This window comes from Arthrobacter sp. UYCo732 (genome assembly GCF_040547265.1).
In the GTDB taxonomy this organism is placed as follows: domain Bacteria; phylum Actinomycetota; class Actinomycetes; order Actinomycetales; family Micrococcaceae; genus Arthrobacter.
In genome coordinates this window covers 1-16,432 of record NZ_JBEPPJ010000028.1, presented here as the reverse complement: position 1 = coordinate 16,432, position 16,432 = coordinate 1, and the positions used below count along the sequence as shown (strand labels likewise).

The 16,432-nt window shown below is 64.8% G+C and carries 22 protein-coding genes and 1 pseudogene; 13 read left to right on the top strand and 10 right to left on the bottom strand.

Annotation, left to right across the window (positions count from 1 at the left end):
* Positions 1-38: 38 nt before the first annotated feature.
* Both ABIB45_RS21285 and ABIB45_RS21280 read right to left on the bottom strand, forming a co-directional pair.
* Entirely contained in the window at positions 39-911 is an 873-nt protein-coding gene (locus ABIB45_RS21285) for an NAD-dependent epimerase/dehydratase family protein (protein WP_354217838.1), read from the bottom strand.
* Positions 908-1,423 (bottom strand): nucleoside monophosphate kinase, encoded by a 516-nt coding sequence (locus ABIB45_RS21280; protein WP_354217837.1) that lies wholly within the window; start codon positions 1,421-1,423, stop codon positions 908-910. The genes ABIB45_RS21285 and ABIB45_RS21280 overlap by 4 nt, the downstream gene beginning before the upstream one ends.
* 275 nt (positions 1,424-1,698) lie before the next feature.
* Between ABIB45_RS21280 and ABIB45_RS21275 the strand changes: the two genes are divergently transcribed.
* Positions 1,699-1,962 carry a GAF domain-containing protein gene (locus ABIB45_RS21275; protein ID WP_354217836.1) on the top strand — a complete coding sequence of 88 codons (264 nt, stop codon included), beginning with the start codon at positions 1,699-1,701 and terminating at the stop codon, positions 1,960-1,962.
* Positions 1,963-1,989: 27 nt separating this feature from the next.
* On the opposite strand, the gene ABIB45_RS21270 is transcribed toward ABIB45_RS21275, so the two are convergent.
* On the bottom strand, positions 1,990-2,526 hold the full coding sequence (locus ABIB45_RS21270) for a DUF488 domain-containing protein (protein WP_354217835.1): 537 nt from the start codon (positions 2,524-2,526) through the stop codon (positions 1,990-1,992).
* Positions 2,527-2,593: 67 nt separating this feature from the next.
* Between ABIB45_RS21270 and ABIB45_RS21265 the strand changes: the two genes are divergently transcribed.
* Complete coding sequence (locus ABIB45_RS21265; protein WP_354217860.1) at positions 2,594-2,980, top strand: response regulator transcription factor; 387 nt, start codon at positions 2,594-2,596, stop codon at positions 2,978-2,980.
* Between the two features lie 310 nt (positions 2,981-3,290).
* Here ABIB45_RS21265 and ABIB45_RS21260 read toward each other — a convergent pair whose 3' ends face one another.
* Positions 3,291-4,055, bottom strand: a complete 765-nt coding sequence (locus ABIB45_RS21260) for a lytic transglycosylase domain-containing protein (RefSeq protein WP_354217834.1) — start codon at positions 4,053-4,055, stop codon at positions 3,291-3,293.
* A 62-nt stretch (positions 4,056-4,117) separates the two neighbouring features.
* Between ABIB45_RS21260 and ABIB45_RS21255 the strand changes: the two genes are divergently transcribed.
* The 3 genes from ABIB45_RS21255 to ABIB45_RS21245 all read left to right on the top strand — a co-directional run bounded on the left by ABIB45_RS21255 (position 4,118) and on the right by ABIB45_RS21245 (position 5,599).
* Positions 4,118-4,273: a hypothetical protein gene (locus ABIB45_RS21255; protein WP_354217833.1), complete on the top strand. Its 156-nt coding sequence runs from the start codon at positions 4,118-4,120 to the stop codon at positions 4,271-4,273.
* A gap of 187 nt (positions 4,274-4,460) precedes the next feature.
* Complete coding sequence (locus tag ABIB45_RS21250; protein WP_354217832.1) at positions 4,461-4,658, top strand: hypothetical protein; 198 nt, start codon at positions 4,461-4,463, stop codon at positions 4,656-4,658.
* A gap of 104 nt (positions 4,659-4,762) precedes the next feature.
* Complete coding sequence (locus ABIB45_RS21245) at positions 4,763-5,599, top strand: alpha/beta fold hydrolase (RefSeq protein WP_354217831.1); 837 nt, start codon at positions 4,763-4,765, stop codon at positions 5,597-5,599.
* Positions 5,600-5,675: 76 nt separating this feature from the next.
* Here the strand turns inward: ABIB45_RS21245 and ABIB45_RS21240 are convergent, their stop codons facing one another.
* The 3 genes from ABIB45_RS21240 to ABIB45_RS22675 all read right to left on the bottom strand — a co-directional run bounded on the left by ABIB45_RS21240 (position 5,676) and on the right by ABIB45_RS22675 (position 8,832).
* Positions 5,676-6,863 (bottom strand): fatty acid desaturase family protein, encoded by a 1,188-nt coding sequence (locus tag ABIB45_RS21240; protein ID WP_354217830.1) that lies wholly within the window; start codon positions 6,861-6,863, stop codon positions 5,676-5,678.
* Between the two features lie 13 nt (positions 6,864-6,876).
* On the bottom strand, positions 6,877-7,974 hold the full coding sequence (locus ABIB45_RS21235; RefSeq protein ID WP_354217829.1) for a ferredoxin reductase: 1,098 nt from the start codon (positions 7,972-7,974) through the stop codon (positions 6,877-6,879).
* 147 nt (positions 7,975-8,121) lie between these two features.
* Positions 8,122-8,832, bottom strand: coding sequence for a DUF1326 domain-containing protein (locus tag ABIB45_RS22675; protein ID WP_502909205.1), 711 nt, complete (start codon positions 8,830-8,832; stop codon positions 8,122-8,124).
* Between the two features lie 26 nt (positions 8,833-8,858).
* Here ABIB45_RS22675 and ABIB45_RS21220 point away from each other — a divergent pair, with 26 nt between their 5' ends.
* Positions 8,859-9,221 carry a DUF1326 domain-containing protein gene (locus ABIB45_RS21220; protein WP_354217827.1) on the top strand — a complete coding sequence of 121 codons (363 nt, stop codon included), beginning with the start codon at positions 8,859-8,861 and terminating at the stop codon, positions 9,219-9,221.
* Positions 9,222-9,307: 86 nt separating this feature from the next.
* On the opposite strand, the gene ABIB45_RS21215 is transcribed toward ABIB45_RS21220, so the two are convergent.
* Positions 9,308-9,433, bottom strand: coding sequence for a hypothetical protein (locus ABIB45_RS21215; protein WP_354217863.1), 126 nt, complete (start codon positions 9,431-9,433; stop codon positions 9,308-9,310).
* Here ABIB45_RS21215 and ABIB45_RS21210 point away from each other — a divergent pair.
* Genes ABIB45_RS21210 through ABIB45_RS21190 form a run of 5 tightly spaced genes read left to right on the top strand, consistent with a single transcriptional unit; the run spans position 9,390 to position 11,037 of the window.
* Positions 9,390-9,659 (top strand): hypothetical protein, encoded by a 270-nt coding sequence (locus ABIB45_RS21210; protein ID WP_354217859.1) that lies wholly within the window; start codon positions 9,390-9,392, stop codon positions 9,657-9,659. The genes ABIB45_RS21215 and ABIB45_RS21210 overlap by 44 nt on opposite strands.
* An 11-nt stretch (positions 9,660-9,670) precedes the next feature.
* Entirely contained in the window at positions 9,671-9,877 is a 207-nt protein-coding gene (locus ABIB45_RS21205; protein ID WP_354217826.1) for a copper chaperone, read from the top strand.
* Positions 9,878-9,884: 7 nt separating this feature from the next.
* Positions 9,885-10,244 (top strand): YnfA family protein, encoded by a 360-nt coding sequence (locus tag ABIB45_RS21200; RefSeq protein WP_354217825.1) that lies wholly within the window; start codon positions 9,885-9,887, stop codon positions 10,242-10,244.
* Positions 10,245-10,274: 30 nt separating this feature from the next.
* Positions 10,275-10,691, top strand: coding sequence for a YidH family protein (locus tag ABIB45_RS21195; RefSeq protein ID WP_354217824.1), 417 nt, complete (start codon positions 10,275-10,277; stop codon positions 10,689-10,691).
* A gap of 4 nt (positions 10,692-10,695) precedes the next feature.
* Positions 10,696-11,037: a DUF202 domain-containing protein gene (locus ABIB45_RS21190; RefSeq protein ID WP_354217823.1), complete on the top strand. Its 342-nt coding sequence runs from the start codon at positions 10,696-10,698 to the stop codon at positions 11,035-11,037.
* Between the two features lie 118 nt (positions 11,038-11,155).
* On the opposite strand, the gene ABIB45_RS21185 is transcribed toward ABIB45_RS21190, so the two are convergent.
* Positions 11,156-11,554 carry a hypothetical protein gene (locus ABIB45_RS21185; protein WP_354217822.1) on the bottom strand — a complete coding sequence of 133 codons (399 nt, stop codon included), beginning with the start codon at positions 11,552-11,554 and terminating at the stop codon, positions 11,156-11,158.
* Between the two features lie 458 nt (positions 11,555-12,012).
* Here ABIB45_RS21185 and ABIB45_RS21180 point away from each other — a divergent pair.
* A pseudogene (locus tag ABIB45_RS21180) lies at positions 12,013-12,619 on the top strand (ammonium transporter); the annotation flags it as partial.
* 326 nt (positions 12,620-12,945) lie between these two features.
* Here the strand turns inward: ABIB45_RS21180 and ABIB45_RS21175 are convergent.
* Positions 12,946-13,584, bottom strand: coding sequence for a PadR family transcriptional regulator (locus ABIB45_RS21175; RefSeq protein ID WP_354217821.1), 639 nt, complete (start codon positions 13,582-13,584; stop codon positions 12,946-12,948).
* A 212-nt stretch (positions 13,585-13,796) separates the two neighbouring features.
* Here ABIB45_RS21175 and ABIB45_RS21170 point away from each other — a divergent pair, with 212 nt between their 5' ends.
* Entirely contained in the window at positions 13,797-16,208 is a 2,412-nt protein-coding gene (locus tag ABIB45_RS21170) for a transglycosylase domain-containing protein (protein WP_354217820.1), read from the top strand.
* The last annotated feature ends 224 nt before the right edge of the window (positions 16,209-16,432 follow it).

The following is a 16,432-nucleotide window of genomic DNA, read 5'->3' as shown; positions in this document are numbered from 1 at the left end:
GGCTCTGCGAAACCGTGGTTTCTGTGGAGGTTGGCCGTTCAGTCTTCCGTGGGGGTGGTGCGGTTCGAGTGGTAGGACCGCCAGGTGTGTTCGGGCTCGAACCCCAGGAGGCGCCGGGCTTTGTCGATGGACAGCATGGTTTCGTGCTCGCCCAGTTCCTTAGTTACCGTGACGTTGGGGAAGACCTCTGCGGCAAGGCTGGCACTGGATCGGGACATGACGGTGTCAGCGTTCGCGATGATGAATGCCTCGAATCCTGGCTGGCCGTTTTCGAGGGCGCGTGCCACGGCCTGGGCCCCGTCCCGCCCGTCGATGTACCCCCAGAGGTTCCATTTGCGCATCAATGCGTCCGCATCGAACGACGGAAACTTGTCGTAGTCCTCCGGGTCCATCACGTTGGAGAACCGCAGGCCGGCGATGCTCAGCTCCGGGTCCCAGCGTGTTAGCTGGACGGCCATCTGCTCTTCAAGATGCTTGACAAGCGAGTACGTGCTTTCCGGCCGCGCCGGGTATTCCTCGTCCACCGGGATGTATGGCGGGTCGGTGGCGAACGGAATCCCCAGAACCGTCTCGCTGGAGGCGTACACCACCCGCTTGATTCCGGCCCGCCGGCAGGCCTGAAAGACGTTGTAGGTGGAGAGCATATTGTTCTCGAAGGTGGCAGCGTCCGGAATGATGCCCGGCGCCGGGATGGCTCCCAGATGAACCACTGCGTCGAAGCCACTGTGCCTGCTGTCGAGGCTGAGCAGCACATCGAGGACTTGGCCGTAGTTCCGCAGGTCCACGATTGCCAGCCCCGGGTCCCTTTCGCCGGCACGGTCCAGGACCATAACCTGGTGTCCGTCCGCGATCAACCTGCGGACCACGTGCCGCCCGAGTTTTCCGTTTCCGCCTGTCACTGCAATTTTCATGGGTTTACTCCTGCCGCGAGGAACTTTTCGACGGCGGCGATGGCCCTTTCGGTGATGGCACAGGGGGCACCGCTGCCTTCGACCGAAACCACCTTTCCCCGGCCGGCATAGACCGCCACTGCCTCATGGGTTTCGCGGTGGTAGAGGTCCAGCCGGCGCCGGAACACCTCCACGATGTCGTGTTTGCGTCCCTGCTCCTTGGCCCGCTGCAGCATCCGCTGCTCCAGTTCGGAGTCCGGTGCACGGAGTTCCACGACGGCGTCTAGAGGGTGGCCCTGCGAAGCGAGCATGTTGTCCAGCTCCATGATTTGGGGCGCAGCGCGGGGGAACCCGTCCAGCAGGAAGCCGGGCTGGACATCGGCGTCCAGGAGCCGGTCCTTGACTAGTGCGGTGGTGAGATGGTCCGGTACAAAAGCGCCGTCGTCGAGGTATTTGGCGGCTTCCACGCCCAGTGGCGTTTCCTGGCCGACGTTGGTCCGGAAGGGCGGCCCGATGATGAGCAGTCTGGTCATGTTCGATGTCCCTCCGCGGCGCCATCGCCGGTTGGTGTCGGGTCCACCGCCGGCAGTGGCCAGCGTGAGCTACATTCTGCCCACAAGTGGCGACACAACGCCAGCGTCCTGGCGTGGATGGCCGGGCTGCTTCCCCGTTCGACCGTGATTCGGTGAGCATGACGCTGGCACCGGTCAGAGCTGTATGTACTGCTGGTTATCGGTTTAGCCGCAGGCCGTTGGATAGTTCGACGATCCAGCGATCGCCGCCGCCCTGACGCCTCATGGCCGCCCCGGTGGACCAGCCGACTGTCCATGTCCCGGACCTTGAGCGTGAAGTCCGGTGGCCCGAATACGCCGCAGCAGTGCTGGGCCTCGGTGTCCGTTCAGTCCTAGCCATCCCCTTCCAGCTGGAGGGCGAAACCAAGGCCACGCTGCTGCGGTGCTCCCACCTGAGCGGCCGATTCGAGGGCCGCATCCTGGAAACCGCGGAGGACTTTGTCGGGCAGACATCCCTGGCCCTGCGCCTGGGGCCCGCCCAGACGCACTACGAAGGCTAGCGCCGGGACGGACTGATGCTTCCGGAGCTAAGTCACGTCGTAGACCAATTCCGTCCCGTGGATCCGCACCCCGGAGGTTGGCTGGTGGGGCGTCAGCTTTCCCCCGGGCATCAGATGCAGGACCTTCACGCCGTCGAGCAATACGGCGTGGTCGGCTATCAGCCGCCGATGGCACCTCCACCACACGGTCTCGCTGCACATGATCACCACGGCCTCTTCCGACGCCTGCGCCAGGAGATCATCGAGGGCCAGCGAAAAATCCGCAGACCGCATGTACGCCGCGTAGGCCCTGAACGAGTCATTGCGCAGCGCCACGTCCGGAGATTCCGGCGGAAGTTTCCGGAACCCGCCCAGCCGTTTCTCCCAGCGATACAGCACCCCGGCCGCAGGCAGCCACTGTGCCAGCAGGTCCTTGCCAAACTGTGGAAACGTGCGGCTGCCGGGGGCGATGCGGACGTCAACCAAGGATTGGACTCCTGCCGCGGCCAACAGTTCGGTGAACTCCTCTTGGCTGGCCGTTCCGTGGCCAACCGTCACCAGCGTCCGTTCTGTGGAATGCGTCATACCAGCGATTTTCCACCTCCCCACCCCGTAGACTGATTCCAAGCTGGCTCTGGGGGCTCATTTGGAAATGAAACGCGTCTGCCTCGTCATCGAGGACAACTACGATATCCGCGGGCTGATCACAGTGGTACTGGCCCGTGCGGGCTTTGACGTGCGGGCAGTTGGCAGCGGCGCCGAGGGCATCGCCGCGGCAGCCGACCCCTGCGTTTCCCTCATAACGCTCGATCTTGGGCTGCCTGACATGGACGGCCACGTGGTGGCCCGGGCCATCCGTGCGCTCAACGGCGCTCCCCTGCTGTTCCTCACCGCCCGGTCCGAACAGCATGACTACCTGGCCGGCATGGCGTCCGGCGCCGCCGCCTACCTGACTAAGCCGTTCCACCCCAAGGAACTGAAGGAGCTTGCACTGCGGCTCTGCCCGGTCACCGAACCTGCGCCCTCCGCGCCTGCATAGGCAGCATCCTTGGCCGCCAACCAGGATTCCGCCACCCGCCAGCCTCAGTAAGCCGCCCCCCGGGTGAGGCGCAAGGCCCGCCGGCTTTTCGTCCGGACCGTAACGTGGCCAGTAACTCAGGGCGGAACGCTGACGACCACGGCCGCCATGGCGTGAGTCTCGGCCACCACCCCGGGACGTTGCGCCGGTAGTCGAGGTACTTCTCCCCGTAGGTGCGGGTGAGTGCCGGCTCCTCGTAGCCCTTCACGAACGCGACCACCGCGGCGAGGGCTATTCTTCGTACCGCGCGAGGTGCCTCAGCCCCGTTGTCCTATCCGGCGGTGCCCGTCTTCTCAGCGTAGGAAGTTGCCCGGTCGCGCACCTGGCCCACGTAGGCATCGGACTGGTTGTAGGAGTAGATGGCCCCGGTCCAGCCGTTCGCGGTAGTGAGGTCACGGCCATGGGCGCATAAGTACCCGGCCGCACTCAGGGCGGCGTCGTCGATATTGAAGGGGTCCGCTTTTCCGTCACCGTTCCCGTCCTGTCCCGCAAGCTTCCAGGTGGAGGGAATGAACTGCATGGGTCCGACCGCGCGGTCCCAGCGGGCGTCGCCATCCAAAGCGCCGGCGTCCGTATCAGCGATAGCGGCAAATCCGTTGCCGTCGAGGCTCGGGCCAACAATTGGTCCGCTGGCCTGCCCCGCGGGAGTCAGGCTTCCACCGCCGTAAGCTCCGTGGGCGGACTCAACAAAACCGATCGCCGCCACCGTATTCCAGCCGATCCCACAGCCGGGGGCGGAATAGTTGGCCGCGCCGGCCGCAGCCACGTAAGCCCGAAGCGCACGGGCAGGAATACCGGTCTGGGCGGCAGCCTGTAGGAGCCACTGGGCGTCCGCGTTCCGAGTGATGTTCACGGCCGGGGCAATGCCGGTTGAGATCGCTTCGAGTTTCGCCTCCGACCGTGGAGGAGGAAGAGCCTCGCCCGCGCCGGGCTGTCGCAGTGCCCAGAATGACACCGCGGTGATCACGCAAATCGCAAACACGCAGAAAACGAGGAGCCGTTTCAAACGGAGTTTAAGGTCACGCGAGTAAGTCACGGGTTTGATCCTATCGACCGAAGCCCGCCAGGATGGACGCTTCCCCGTGAATCAGCAGGTGAATGCCCCGCAACGGGGCCCTGGACGTTAGCGGCGAACTGAAGGTAACCGGCGGCACTGCTGCAGCGGCTGATCAGGTGGGCACGGTGACGGCCGGCGAATACACCGCAGCCCAGGGCCCCGGCGGCGGAGGCGGCGGCTTCGGCCCTCGCGGCTAGCCCCGCCACCCTCCCCCACCCCAAACGCTCTCTCACCTCCCGCAGTCGCCATCACCCGAGGTACGGGCGTCGGCGTATCAGCGTCAAAAGTGAGAGAGCGTTTGGTTTTTCTGCGGTATGCGAGAGAGCGTTCGGCCGTAACGGCGCATAATTGACTGCACAGACGGCCACGGCGCTAGGAGGCACCATGAAGTTTCTCGGAGCACTGATTGTCATCTGGCTGATCATCGGAGGCGTCGCTGCCTGGCAGCGCGGCTACTTCGGTGGCGCCCCCGGAACTTGCGCCGAGGCGGGCACCGTGGCGGTCACCATCGTCGCCGGGCCGCTGAACTACATGGGCGTTAATCCGAAGATTGGGTGCGAACTGCCCCGGCCCTCCCAGTAGCCACATCCTTGGACCCGCAGCCGGGCCTAGAGTAGGGAATGCCGGGCGCGGCTCTGCGCGTTCTGCCCTGAACCTGATTCCGAACCCTCGAAAGGACCGCCGAGATGGCATTCGTCACCGTTGGAACCGAGAACAGCACCGATATTGAGCTCTACTACGAAGACCACGGCAGCGGCCAGCCTGTGGTCCTGGTCCACGGCTACCCGCTGGACGGTTCCTCTTGGGAAAAGCAAACAACCGCCCTCCGGGAGGCTGGCTACCGCGTCATTACCTACGACCGCCGCGGGTTCGGAAAATCCACCAAGACCCCCGAAGGCTACGACTACGACACGTTCGCCGCCGACCTCAACACCCTGGTGGAAACCCTGGACCTGAACGAGGCCGTACTGGTGGGCTTCTCCATGGGAACGGGCGAGGTGGCCAGGTACCTGGGCACCTACGGTTCGGCGCGCGTCGCAAGGGCCGTTTTCCTTGGATCACTGGAGCCGTTCCTGCTGAAGACTGACGACAACCCGGACGGCGTTCCGCAGGAAGTCTTTGACGGCCTCACCGAAGCTGTCACCGCGGACCGGTACGCGTTCTTCACCGAGTTCTTCAAGAACTTCTACAACTCGGACACGTTCCTGGGCACGCCACGCCTCAGCCAGGAAGCCGTGAACGCGAGCTGGAACCTGGCTGCCGGGTCGGGTTCCACCGCCTCCGTGGCCGCGCAGCCCACCTGGCTGACCGACTTCCGCGCCGACATTCCCAAGATCGATGTCCCGGCCCTGATCGTGCACGGCACAGCGGACAACATCCTGCCCATCGACGCGACGGGCCGGCGCTTCGCCAAGGCGCTCCCCAGCGCTGACTACGTAGAGATCGACGGCGCCCCGCACGGCATGCTCTGGACGCACGCCGCGGAGGTCAATGCCGCCCTGCTCGCCTTCCTCGCGAAGTAGAGCAGCAGAAAGCCCAAAAAGCGGATGGGCCAGGCATTTCGCCTGGCCCATCCGCTTTCGTTGTTTAGCTGTTAGGTCAGGCCTTCGCGGCCTTGCCCGGCAACGCCAGCCTGAAAATCTTGCCCCAGGTTGATCCGACCTGTTTCAGCAGCGGACCAGTGGTGTACTTCAGTCCGTACCGCTGGCAGATCTCACGGACCAGCGGGGCAACCTCGGCGTACCGGTTGGACGGCAGGTCCGGGAAAAGATGGTGCTCGATCTGGTGCGAGAGGTTGCCGGTCATCAGGTGCATGAACTTGGACCCGGAGATGTTGGCGGAACCGATCATCTGGCGGACGTACCAGTCGCCGCGGGTTTCGCCTTCCACCATTTCCTCGGTAAAGGTGTCCGTGCCTTCCGGGAAGTGGCCGCAGAAGATGACCGCGTGCGCCCAGACGTTGCGGACGGCGTTGGCCGTCAGCGTGCCGTAGAGGGCCTGCTTGCCGGAACCGGTGAGCATGGCGACGGCGGGAGTGGCCGCGTAGTCCTTGGTGAACTGGGTGACCACCTTCTTGCCCAGCGACTTGAGGTCCTTGAGCAGTGCTTCCTTGGACTTCTTGCCCTCTTTGAAATCGTTGAGCTCGAGGTCGTAGATGGCGATGCCCCACTCGAAAAGGGGCGCCAGGATGGCGTTGTACAGCGGGTTGCCCAGGTTCATGGGGACCCACGGCTGGCTCTCGTCCATGCGGAGGAGGTTGTATCCGACGTCGTTGTCCTTGCCCACCACGTTAGTCCAGCGGTGGTGGAGGTCGTTGTGGGTGTGCTGCCAGGAGCGCGAAGGGGTGACGAAGTCCCATTCCCAGGTGGTGGAGTGGATGTCCGGGTCCCGCATCCAGTCCCACTGGCCGTGTAGGACGTTGTGCCCGATCTCCATGTTTTCCAGGATCTTGGCCAGGCTCAGCAGGGTGGTGCCGGTGACCCATGCTGCCTTGTTCTTGCTGACCAGGAGTGCGGCGCGGCCGGAAATCTCCAGGCCGCGCTGGATCTTGATCATGCGCCGGATGTAGGCGGCGTCGGTGGCGCCGCGCTTGGCGAGGATATCGTCGCGGATCGCGTCGAGCTCCCGCCCCAGCTCAGCTACCTGTTCGTCGGAAAGGTGCGCCGCGGTGGGAGGGCGCACCGAAGGACTGCCGGACTCGGCCAGCGCTCCGGGGCGCGTCCTTGGCGCCCCGGCCGGGGCGGTCTTGCCTTCTGAAACTGTCTTTTTTTCTGAAACTACTGACATGCGGTGAGGCTCCTCAGAGTTCGAGGTTGACGGGTCCGGCGGCTGCCGAGACACACGTTTGGATTAATTGGCCGGGCTCGCCGTGGATCTCGTTGGTACGAAGATCACGGACTTGTCCGGCCAGGAGCGGGGTCAGGCAACTATGGCAGATTCCCATCCGGCATCCGCTGGGCATCAGCACGCCGGCGTCTTCGCCGACGTCGAGCAGCGGCGTATCACCGTCGGCGTCAACTTCCCGGTCCGACGCCTCAAAGGTGACAAGGCCGCCGTCGTGCCCCACACCCCCGGCGAAGGTGGTGTTGAACCGTTCGATCATCAGGTTGCCGGCCTCGCCGTTGATCGCGACGTCCGAGCCGGGGGCTCCTGCCGTGAGCGAGGCCTGCTTCCACAGCGCTTCGGCGTCGTCCAGGAAACTGTCCGGCCCGCAGGCGTACGCGGCGCGTTCCTTCCAGTCCGGGCAGATCTCATCAAGTTCCGCCGTGTTGGTCAGGTCCATCCGGCCCTGCTCGCCGGTGTACCAGTGGGCCAGCCTGAAGTTGGGGAACTGGTCGGCCAGCTCGGCTAGTTCCTCGCGGAAGAGGCTGTCGCCGGGTGTGCGGGCTGAGTGGACAAGCACGACGTCGGCATCCGGGCGGCGCGGGACAAGCGTGCGGATCATGGACATCACCGGAGTGATGCCGCTTCCCGCGGTGACCATCAGGAGCGGCCGCGGGTGCTCCGGCAGGACGAAGTCACCCTGCGGGGGTGCAAGGAACAGGACGTCGCCAGGTTTGGTGGTGCGCACCAGGGTTCCGGAAACCGCGCCGACGTCGGTGACCGTGATGGCGGGATCCTTGCCGGCGGGGGCACTCAGGGAGTACGAGCGCCAGTGGCGGACGCCGTCCAGCTCGACGCCGATGCGCGCCCACTGGCCGGCCAAGTGCGAATGCCAACCGCGTCCGGGGCGGAAAAAGATGGTGGCGGACTGAGCTGTCTCCTGGACCACCCGGGTCACTACACCGCGCAGCTGGCGGGCCGAGAAGACCGGGTTGAACAGCGCCAGAATATCTTCCGGCGTTAGGGGCGTCGTCAAGACGGAGGCCGCTTGGGCCAGCTGTCGTAACCGGATCATGCAGTTGTACCTATCGCGGCGCGAGCCATATTTCTCTCTCCTGACCCTTCCGCAGTCACACTGTAGACGTCATGCTGTACTAAGGGGCGATTGAAGCCCCAATGCCCGCTATAAGCCTAACGGCTGCGGCAAGTGGATGGTTCCGGATCAGCGGCCATCGCGTTCGTCGAATTCCTCATCGATGTCATGGTGCCTGAACTCGGTCTCCGGATTCGGTTCGCCCTCGGCCACGTACTCGTAGTCCAGCTGGCGCTGCACTTGGCTATCCAGAACCTGCAGTTCCTGGTCGGGGAGGGAAGAGAGATCGTCCGGGAATTCGTCTTCCGGCGTGAGATGGAGCTTCTCGGACATGGGGGCGCCTCTCTGGCTACGGGGCAGGGCAGGAATAGGAAGTTTGCCCGGTCCCCAAATAATAGTCCCCCCACAGCCGATCACCCACCGGAATTTGCCCCGGATCCGCCGCAGGCGGGTCCTTTTCACCAGCGAAAGACTAAAATGGCGGACGTAGGTACCGCGACATATTGGCGGAAATCCAGGTTCGCCAGAGTCAGCCCATTGAAGGCCGTCCCGCAAAACTCGGGCTCCATCACACGATGGCGGTGGGCTTTCGGGGAGGGCACGCCGTCGGACTCCGTATAGGTTCATCAATGAAACCAGAGTGGTCACCATGGCCTGTACAAGAATGGCGCCGAGATCGTCCAGCCGGACGCCGTAGTTGTAGCCGGTGGTGATGTGCATGGCAAGTGGGATGTAGCACCGCTCATTGTCCGCCGGTCCCTGCAACGAGGACGTAACGCACGGGCAGAGGACATCGCAATTGCAGTTTTCGAGATATTCGCCTGTTAGTTCCCTCGCCAGCCATCATGGGTTCCGGCTGATGGCGGGTGGCCGTCTACCTTGACGAACCGGCCGACGACGGCCAGCGCCAGGCGTTGGGCGGCATCCACTCCGGGGCGCTGGGTGGGCCGCCGGCCATGCTGGCGGGGCTCATCTCGGAGCAGCTGGGCGTGACATTCGTTCCCATCACCTTTGAAACCCACCACGACACCCGCCGGGTCACAGTGCCGGGCATCATGGACTTCGAGGTGACAGGCATCCGCGCCACCGGGTCCGATGCGGTCATGAGGCTCCAGCATATTTTCCATCCGATGGGCCCCGATCTTCCGATCGCGCAGAGCAGCATTGGAACCTTCAGCGACCCGGACTACGGCTGGTCGTTCGACAATGCCGGCAAGAATGGCCATTAAAGAGACTTCGCCTGGGCGGCGTAGCACCGCTGCCGGCTGGTCCGTCCTCCCGCTGCTTCCGTCCTCGCGTGGGCGTTTGTCGTGGCCTATGCGGCGGGCATGCCGGCTGGCATGGGAATGATCGCGATGCCGGCCGATGTCGGTGCGTTTCCGGGCATTTGGGTGTTGATGATGGCGGCCATGATGCTGCCGTCGGGCGCGCCCGTGTCCACGGCGTATGCGCACGGGCGGCTCCGTCCGCGCCCGTTCGGTGCGGCGAAGGAAGGGCGGGTCGCCTTGCTGGTAGCAGGTTACCTGCTGGGTGGGCGGCCTACGGACGTGTTGCCTTCGCGTCGTTCTGGGTATTTTCGGCGCTCGGCGGGCAGTCGGGTACCGCTCCCGTATGGATTGACGGCGTGGTCCTCGCCCTGGCGGCGGCCTATCAGTTCACGCCGCTGAAGAATCGGTGATTGAGCCACTGCCGCTCACCGATGGCCATCCACGTCTGCAACTTCCGAGGTCCGCTGCGTGATGCCAGGGCCGGCTTCTGGCACGGTGGCTATTGCGTGGGTTGTTGTTGGTCCCTAATGCTGGTCCTCGTCGCCGTGGGCCTGATGGACATTCTGTGGATGGCCGCCCCACCCCGGCAAAACCGCATGCGTTCCCGGCTGGCATGATAATCCTGTGAATATTCCCGCTGAAACGGTCTCCATCGCCAAAACGGCTCTGCTGTTCGTCCTGGCTGCGGTGGCCGAAATCGGCGGCGCCTGGCTGGTGTGGCAGGCCGTCCGCGAGGGCAAGGACTGGTGGTGGGCAGGGCTTGGCGTCATTGCGCTGGGCCTCTACGGTTTTGTGGCCACGCTGCAGCCAGACGCCCATTTCGGTCGGATCCTGGCGGCCTACGGCGGGGTGTTTGTGGCCGGTTCGCTGGCCTGGGGGATGATCTTTGACGGCTTCCGGCCGGACCGGTGGGACATTGCCGGTTCCGTCATCTGCCTTCTGGGCGTGGCCGTGATCGTGTTTGCGCCCCGGACCGCCGGCTGAGCGGCCTCGGCCAGCGGCTAAACTGTCCCCGTGTCCAGCAACCAGCCACCGCCCGGCGAGCCCGTGCCGCCGTCGCCCCCGCCGTCGCGCGGAAGGATTGCCGAACGGCTCCTGCCCGGCGGCACCGAGCCTGACCCCCGCTTCACGCTGGCCAACGAACGCACTTTCCTGGCCTGGATCCGCACCGCGCTGGCACTGCTGGCCGGCGGCATCGCCATCGAAGCATTCACCTCGGACCTGTTCCTGGAACCTGTCCGCAAGAGTTTGGCGGTGCTGCTCCTGCTCCTGGGCATGCTGCTGAGCGCGGGCGCCGCAGGGCGCTGGATCCGCGTCGAACGGAGCATGCGCAATAAAACCCCGCTCCCGCTGCCGCTCATCGTGCCGCTGCTGGCCGGCGCAGGGGCGCTGGCCGCCGCCGTCGTCCTCGTTTTTATCCTCTCGCGCTAGCCCCGTGGTCCGCACCCGGTTGCCGGACGCCGCGCCCCATGGGGACCCCGGGCTCCAGCCCGAACGGACCACGCTGGCGTGGGGCCGGACCATGCTGGCGCTCGTGACTGTCAGCGCCATCTTCCTGCGATGGCTCCCCCACCACGGCATGCCCATCCTACTGCTGTTCGCGGTGTCCTCCGCCGCCGCGGCGGCCATCTACCTCACCCAGCGCCGCCGCTACAGCGCCAGTTCGCACGGCATCGCCCGGGGAAATGTCGACGCCGATACCTCCGCGGTGCTCTGGACCGCTTTCGCAGGGGTTGCCTTGGGCGGCCTGGGGATCGTGGTGGTCCTCACCGCTTAGCCGTTAGACAGCCGGGTTCTCTTGAAAGGGCCGCGCAGTGCCACGGCCGTGGCAACGAGCAGGAGCGGCGGCGGTGAGGACCACGGTCCAACTGGCTGGCACTGTTCCTGAGGAGTATTCAGAACATCGGCAGCAGAAACCCGGCGATTAGCGCCGCGGCGCCGATTCCGGTCAGGACCCGGCCAAGCACGACGGCGGTGCTCCCCACCGCGTCCGGGGTTGCGGTCTGCCACTGGGTGGGTCGCTTGGGATGGTAGTAAATCGGCAAGGTGTCACCGACGGCGAGGTCCTTGATGTCGTGCGGGGACATGGGCGCATGCTGGACCCGGAATTTGCGGTCGAACCAGCGGAACCCGGTTCTGGTCTCGTCCGCATAGACCACCGCCTCCGCAACCGACCACGGGTGCACAAAACGGCGCAGGATGCCGGAGTAGAAGAGCAGGCCAAGCCCGGCAGGCAGGCACAGCCAGGTCAGCATCTCCAGGATGGGACCTGCCATTTCAAGCGCGGTGGGCATGGAAATGATGGTACCGGTGGTTGGGCCCGGATCTTGCGGCTCTGGTCACTTCCGGGGTGCATCATTAGCCTGAGTGGACCGGCTGCCGAACAGAGGAGAAGCCTTGAACGATCAGGACATTTTGGGCCACATAGAGGCGCTGGTCGCGGAGGAGCACGAACTCCGTGAAACGGCCGCGGTGGTGAGCCGCTGGTCACGTCCAGGAAATGCAGCTGGTTGCCGCATCCGGGTATCACCGTTTCGCGGCCCCGGTTTACCTGCCTGAAACATGCGGGTCACGCGATCTTCATTTAGGGGCGCGGTACGTAACGTGCACGCAACGTGTGGAGGCACAGGTGGAAACACCGGGCCCCGACTATTGAGCCGGGGGATTGCGCGGGCCAGGTATTGAGTCCCGTTTTTCAGGCGCTATCGGAAGGGACCCGCAGGTTTAAATCACTGCGCAACATGTCTGGCTGATGATCGCGGCGGCAATGGTGCTGCTCATGACTCCGGGGCTCGGCCTTTTCTACGGCGGCATGACGCTGTCCAAGGCAGCCCTGAACATGATGAGCTTCATCTCCGCCGGCATCGTGGGTGTTGTCCGGGTCCTGTGGGGTTGCTCCATGACCACCGGCGAGGGCGTCCTGGGCATTTTCAGGGGCTCCCCCGATCTGATCAAGGCCGGCTTCAGTGGCCATGATCAGCGGCGCCATTGCGGACCGCGCCAAGTTCAGCGCCTGGGCCTTGTTCGTCCCGGTCTGGGTCACCCTGGTCTACTGCCCCCTCGCCTACATGATCTGGGGCGGCGGGCTCATGAGCGCCGGCGGGGCCATGACCGGCATCTTCGGCCAGGTCATCGACTTTGCCGGCGGCGCGGTGGTGGAAATCAGTTCGGGTACTGCGGCCCTGGCACTCGCCCTGGTGGTGGGCCAGCGTCACGGTTCCGCCAAAGACCCCAGCCACCGCCCGCACAACGTCCCCTTCATCATGCTCGGGGCAGCGATCCTGTGGTTCGGCTGGTTCGGCTTCAACGGCGGAGCCGCCACCACCGCGGGGCAGGCCGGCCTGATCTGGATCAACACGGCGTGAAGTCCCGGATGATCGAAAAGTACGGCCCCGAGGAGCTGAAGAAGCTCGTCCAGGAACGCCCGCAGGGCCCTGACGTGGCCGCTTGGCTTAACCTGGTCCACGTACCGACGAGCACAACGCCCTGCTGCCGCCAGACGCCTTCCACCTGCCGGTGGGCCGCCCCGTCACGCACAAGATCTACCGTGACGCGGCCCACCAGTCCCGGCTCGTCCTGCCGTTCACCACGCGCAGGGGAGCGGGGGAACGGGCAAACTAGTCCCCACCGGGACGCCCCGGAGACCCTCAGGATCCCCGGGACAAATCGCGACGCCGGATCCTGGTCAGTCGGCCAGGATCCGGTAGAGCGCCCGGCGGGTTTCGTCGAGCTTCTCCACCGCAGCATTGCGCTGCTCTTCGGTGGCGGCACTGCGGAACTGATGAATCACGCCCATCAGCTTTCCCACGCTCTGGTGAAATGCCGGCCCCGATCCTTCAGCATCGCTGTTCCACGCGTTCTGCAGTTCCTCCGCATGCTCGGACACATAGGCCTTCCCGGCGTCGGTAAGCGTGAAGTCCGTCCGCCTTCCATCGCTGAGCGGCGTAATGAGGTCCTCGTCCACCAGTTGCTGGAGCGTCGGATATACGGACCCCGGGCTGGGCCGCCAGGCACCCGAAGTCTTCTCCGCGATGGTCTTGATCAGGCCGTAACCATTCGATGGCGTCTCAGCCAGGAGCGACAGGATGGCCCACCTGACATCTCCCCTGCTGGCCCGCCGGGACCCCGGCCCGAAGCCGGGACCAAACCCTCCGCCCAACCCGGTCCCGGGACCAAAACCCGGACCAAAACCGCCGCGCGGCCCAAACCCCGGCCCGAAACCGCCCCCGCGGTGACCGTGCGGCCCACGCCGGCCCCTGCCGCGCTCAAACCTGCCCCGGCCAAACGGGGGTTCCAAAAACCACTCGTCCTGTATGCCTTGCATGGTGGCATCGTCCCTTCATACGGTTGTTGAATTGTCTTCCTGTGAACCAATCAGCGATAGTTAACGATATATCGATAACTATCGGCTGACAATAGCCCAGGAAGATCATTCGGCACGCAATATTGCGGCTTGGCATCATTTCATCCGTGCATCTGGATGCAGCAGTCGCTGCGGCGTATCCTGTTCACACGTCGCGAGCTTGAGGCTGAAAAATGACGCACCGCAGGAAACGCAAGCACCGTTTGGCCGCCACCCTGGGCCTGGTCATCGGATTCTTTGTGACGAGTGCCATGTGCGGCGTCCTGGCCGCGAGCCTGGTGGTCCCGGCCGTCGCAGCGGCCGGACTCGGCGTCAGCAACTCCATCAACTTCTTCGAGAAGCTGCCGTCCGAACTGATGGTTCTGCCGCCGTCGCAATCCACCAAAGTCCTCACCGCGGATGGCCAGCCGATCGCCACGTTCTACGTGGAGAACCGGGTCAAGATCCCCCTCGCCCAGATGTCCCCATCTGTTCGTGATGCCATCGTGGCCATCGAGGACAGCCGTTTCTATGAGCACCCGGGGGTTGACCCGCAGGGAATTCTCCGGGCTGCGGTTTTCAACCTGACCCAGCAGGGGCAGCAGGGCGCCTCTACGCTGACCCAGCAGTACGTCACGAACGTGATCAACGAGTCTTACCTGTTCCAGGGCAAGAGCAACGAGGTGGTCCTCAGCGGACAGAAGAGCATTGGGGACAAGCTCCGCGAAATGAAGCTAGCCATTGCGCTGGAGAAGAAGTTCACCAAGGAGCAGATCCTCGAGGGCTACCTCAACATCGTGTTCTTCAACCGGGAGGCATACGGCGTCGAGGCCGCTGCCCGGTATTTCTTCAGCACCACGGCCAAGGACCTCACCCTGCCCCAGGCTGCCATGCTCGCCGGGCTGGTCAAAAGCCCCAGTTTCTACAATCCTGCGGTGAACCCGGAACAGGCCCTCAGCCGCCGGAACCAGGTGCTGGACAAGATGCTCGAGCAGGGCAAAATCCAGCCGGCGGACCACGACGCCGCTGTAGCAACACCAACAGAAGTCAAACTCAGTCCCGCAAAACAAGGCTGCGCCAACGCCACCATGGCGCCGTACTTCTGCGACTACATTTCGCACCTGATCCTGAACAACCCGGCCTTCGGCGCCGGTCCGGCGGAACGGGAGCGCAAGCTCTACCGGGGCGGGCTAAACATCGTTACGACGCTCGACAGCAGGCTGCAGGCGGCTGCCCAGGCCCAGGTGGATGCCACCGCCGGGCCGAATCCCGACCACTGGGGTGCGGCGCTGGTTTCAGTCCAGCCGGGCACAGGGAAGATCCTGGCCATGGCGCAGAACACGGTGTTCCTGCCGGCCGAGGGGAAATTCAATTCACAGCTGAACTTCAACGTGGATTCCCGCGATGCGCAGGGCAACGATCTGAATGGGGCGGGCGGTTTCCAGCCCGGCTCCACCATGAAGCCCTTCACGTTCGCCGAGTGGCTGAATGAGGGCAAGTCGCTAACGGCAGTGGTGGACGCCTCCCGGCGGGTATATCCCGTGGGCTTCCCGTGGCGCTCCAGCTGCGGCAAGGTGCTGGGCGCCTACAGCACGGCACAGAAAAATCCTGAACTCGGCGCCACCGATGACCTGCAAAACGCCGAGGAGGGTTTCTACCGCCCGATGCCCATCAACTACGGGCTGTATAACTCTATCAACACCGCCACGTTCGCCACCGCAGCCCAGCTCGATTTCTGCGGAATCCAGAAAATGGTGGATGCCGTGGGGCTGCACAGCGGCCTGGACGGTGCCCAGATCAACATGCACCAGCTGGGTAATCTGCTGGGGGCTGTCGGTGTGGCGCCGGTTCACCTGGCCAATGCTTTCGCGACGTTCGCCAGTGACGGCAGATACTGCGTCCCCATCGCGCTGCAGGAGATCACGGACCTAACCGGCGCGAAACTTCCAGCGCAGACCAGTGACTGCCGCAACGTCGTCAAACCGGAGGTTGCCCGCGGGGTTAACTCGGTGCTCCAGGACGTCCTGAAAGTCGGGTCGGGGGTGTGGATCAATCCCAAGATCCATACGAAGATGCCGGTTGCCGCCAAGACCGGCACCTCGAATAACAACGGCTCTACGTGGGTGGTTGGCTACACCTCGGGACTGGCTACGGCGTCTTTCTTCGGTGACGCCTTGGATGGGCAGAACCGCGCCGGCCAGAACGTCACCATCAACGGCCAGTTCTACGCCGGGCTCGATGGGTGGATGATTGCCGGGCCGCAGTGGGTCAACTACATGCTGCAGGCGGCCCCGCTCTATCCAGCTGATCCGTTCCCGCCGCCACCGGCCTCGATGACCGGCCCGCCGGCACCGGCCCCCGCGCCCGCCCCAGCACCGGCCCCCGCGCCTGCGCCGGCACCCGCCCCAGCACCGGCGCCCGCCCCAGCACCGGCCCCCGCGCCCGCCCCAGCACCGGCCCCCGCGCCCGAGCCACCTCCGGCTCCTGCGCCCGCGCCACCTCCGGCTCCTGCGCCCGCGCCCGCGCCTGCTCCAGCGCCCGCGCCCGCCCCGCCGCTGCCGCCGGGCCATCCCCCTGAGGACGCTCCCCCCAGTAGCAGGAGGTAAAGCCCCGAGTTTTTGTCCACTTGATGGCGGTTCTGAGCAGGATTTCCGGGATTATCTGGACAAAAACTCCCAGTGCCGACGACGGCGGGAAAGCGCCGCCGTCGGACGTTTCCTGAGCGGCGCCCCCTTAGCCTTGATCCACCGATGAGGTTGGGATCGGGTCCGGCGTTTTAAACACGAAATGCCCGTCTTTTGGGGGAAAATATGGCTTACCACAGTCAAAA

Bases quoted from the DNA above. Each gene is read 5' to 3' on its own strand.
- ABIB45_RS21285 (WP_354217838.1), bottom strand. From the start codon at position 911: ATGAAAATTGCAGTGACAGGCGGAAACGGAAAACTCGGGCGGCACGTG.
- ABIB45_RS21280 (WP_354217837.1), bottom strand. From the start codon at position 1,423: ATGACCAGACTGCTCATCATCGGGCCGCCCTTCCGGACCAACGTCGGC.
- ABIB45_RS21270 (WP_354217835.1), bottom strand. From the start codon at position 2,526: ATGACGCATTCCACAGAACGGACGCTGGTGACGGTTGGCCACGGAACG.
- ABIB45_RS21265 (WP_354217860.1), top strand. From the start codon at position 2,594: ATGAAACGCGTCTGCCTCGTCATCGAGGACAACTACGATATCCGCGGG.
- ABIB45_RS21255 (WP_354217833.1), top strand. From the start codon at position 4,118: ATGCCCCGCAACGGGGCCCTGGACGTTAGCGGCGAACTGAAGGTAACC.
- ABIB45_RS21250 (WP_354217832.1), top strand. From the start codon at position 4,461: ATGAAGTTTCTCGGAGCACTGATTGTCATCTGGCTGATCATCGGAGGC.
- ABIB45_RS21245 (WP_354217831.1), top strand. From the start codon at position 4,763: ATGGCATTCGTCACCGTTGGAACCGAGAACAGCACCGATATTGAGCTC.
- ABIB45_RS21240 (WP_354217830.1), bottom strand. From the start codon at position 6,863: ATGTCAGTAGTTTCAGAAAAAAAGACAGTTTCAGAAGGCAAGACCGCC.
- ABIB45_RS21235 (WP_354217829.1), bottom strand. From the start codon at position 7,974: ATGATCCGGTTACGACAGCTGGCCCAAGCGGCCTCCGTCTTGACGACG.
- ABIB45_RS21210 (WP_354217859.1), top strand. From the start codon at position 9,390: ATGATGGCGGCCATGATGCTGCCGTCGGGCGCGCCCGTGTCCACGGCG.
- ABIB45_RS21185 (WP_354217822.1), bottom strand. From the start codon at position 11,554: ATGCCCACCGCGCTTGAAATGGCAGGTCCCATCCTGGAGATGCTGACC.
- ABIB45_RS21175 (WP_354217821.1), bottom strand. From the start codon at position 13,584: ATGCAAGGCATACAGGACGAGTGGTTTTTGGAACCCCCGTTTGGCCGG.
- ABIB45_RS21170 (WP_354217820.1), top strand. From the start codon at position 13,797: ATGACGCACCGCAGGAAACGCAAGCACCGTTTGGCCGCCACCCTGGGC.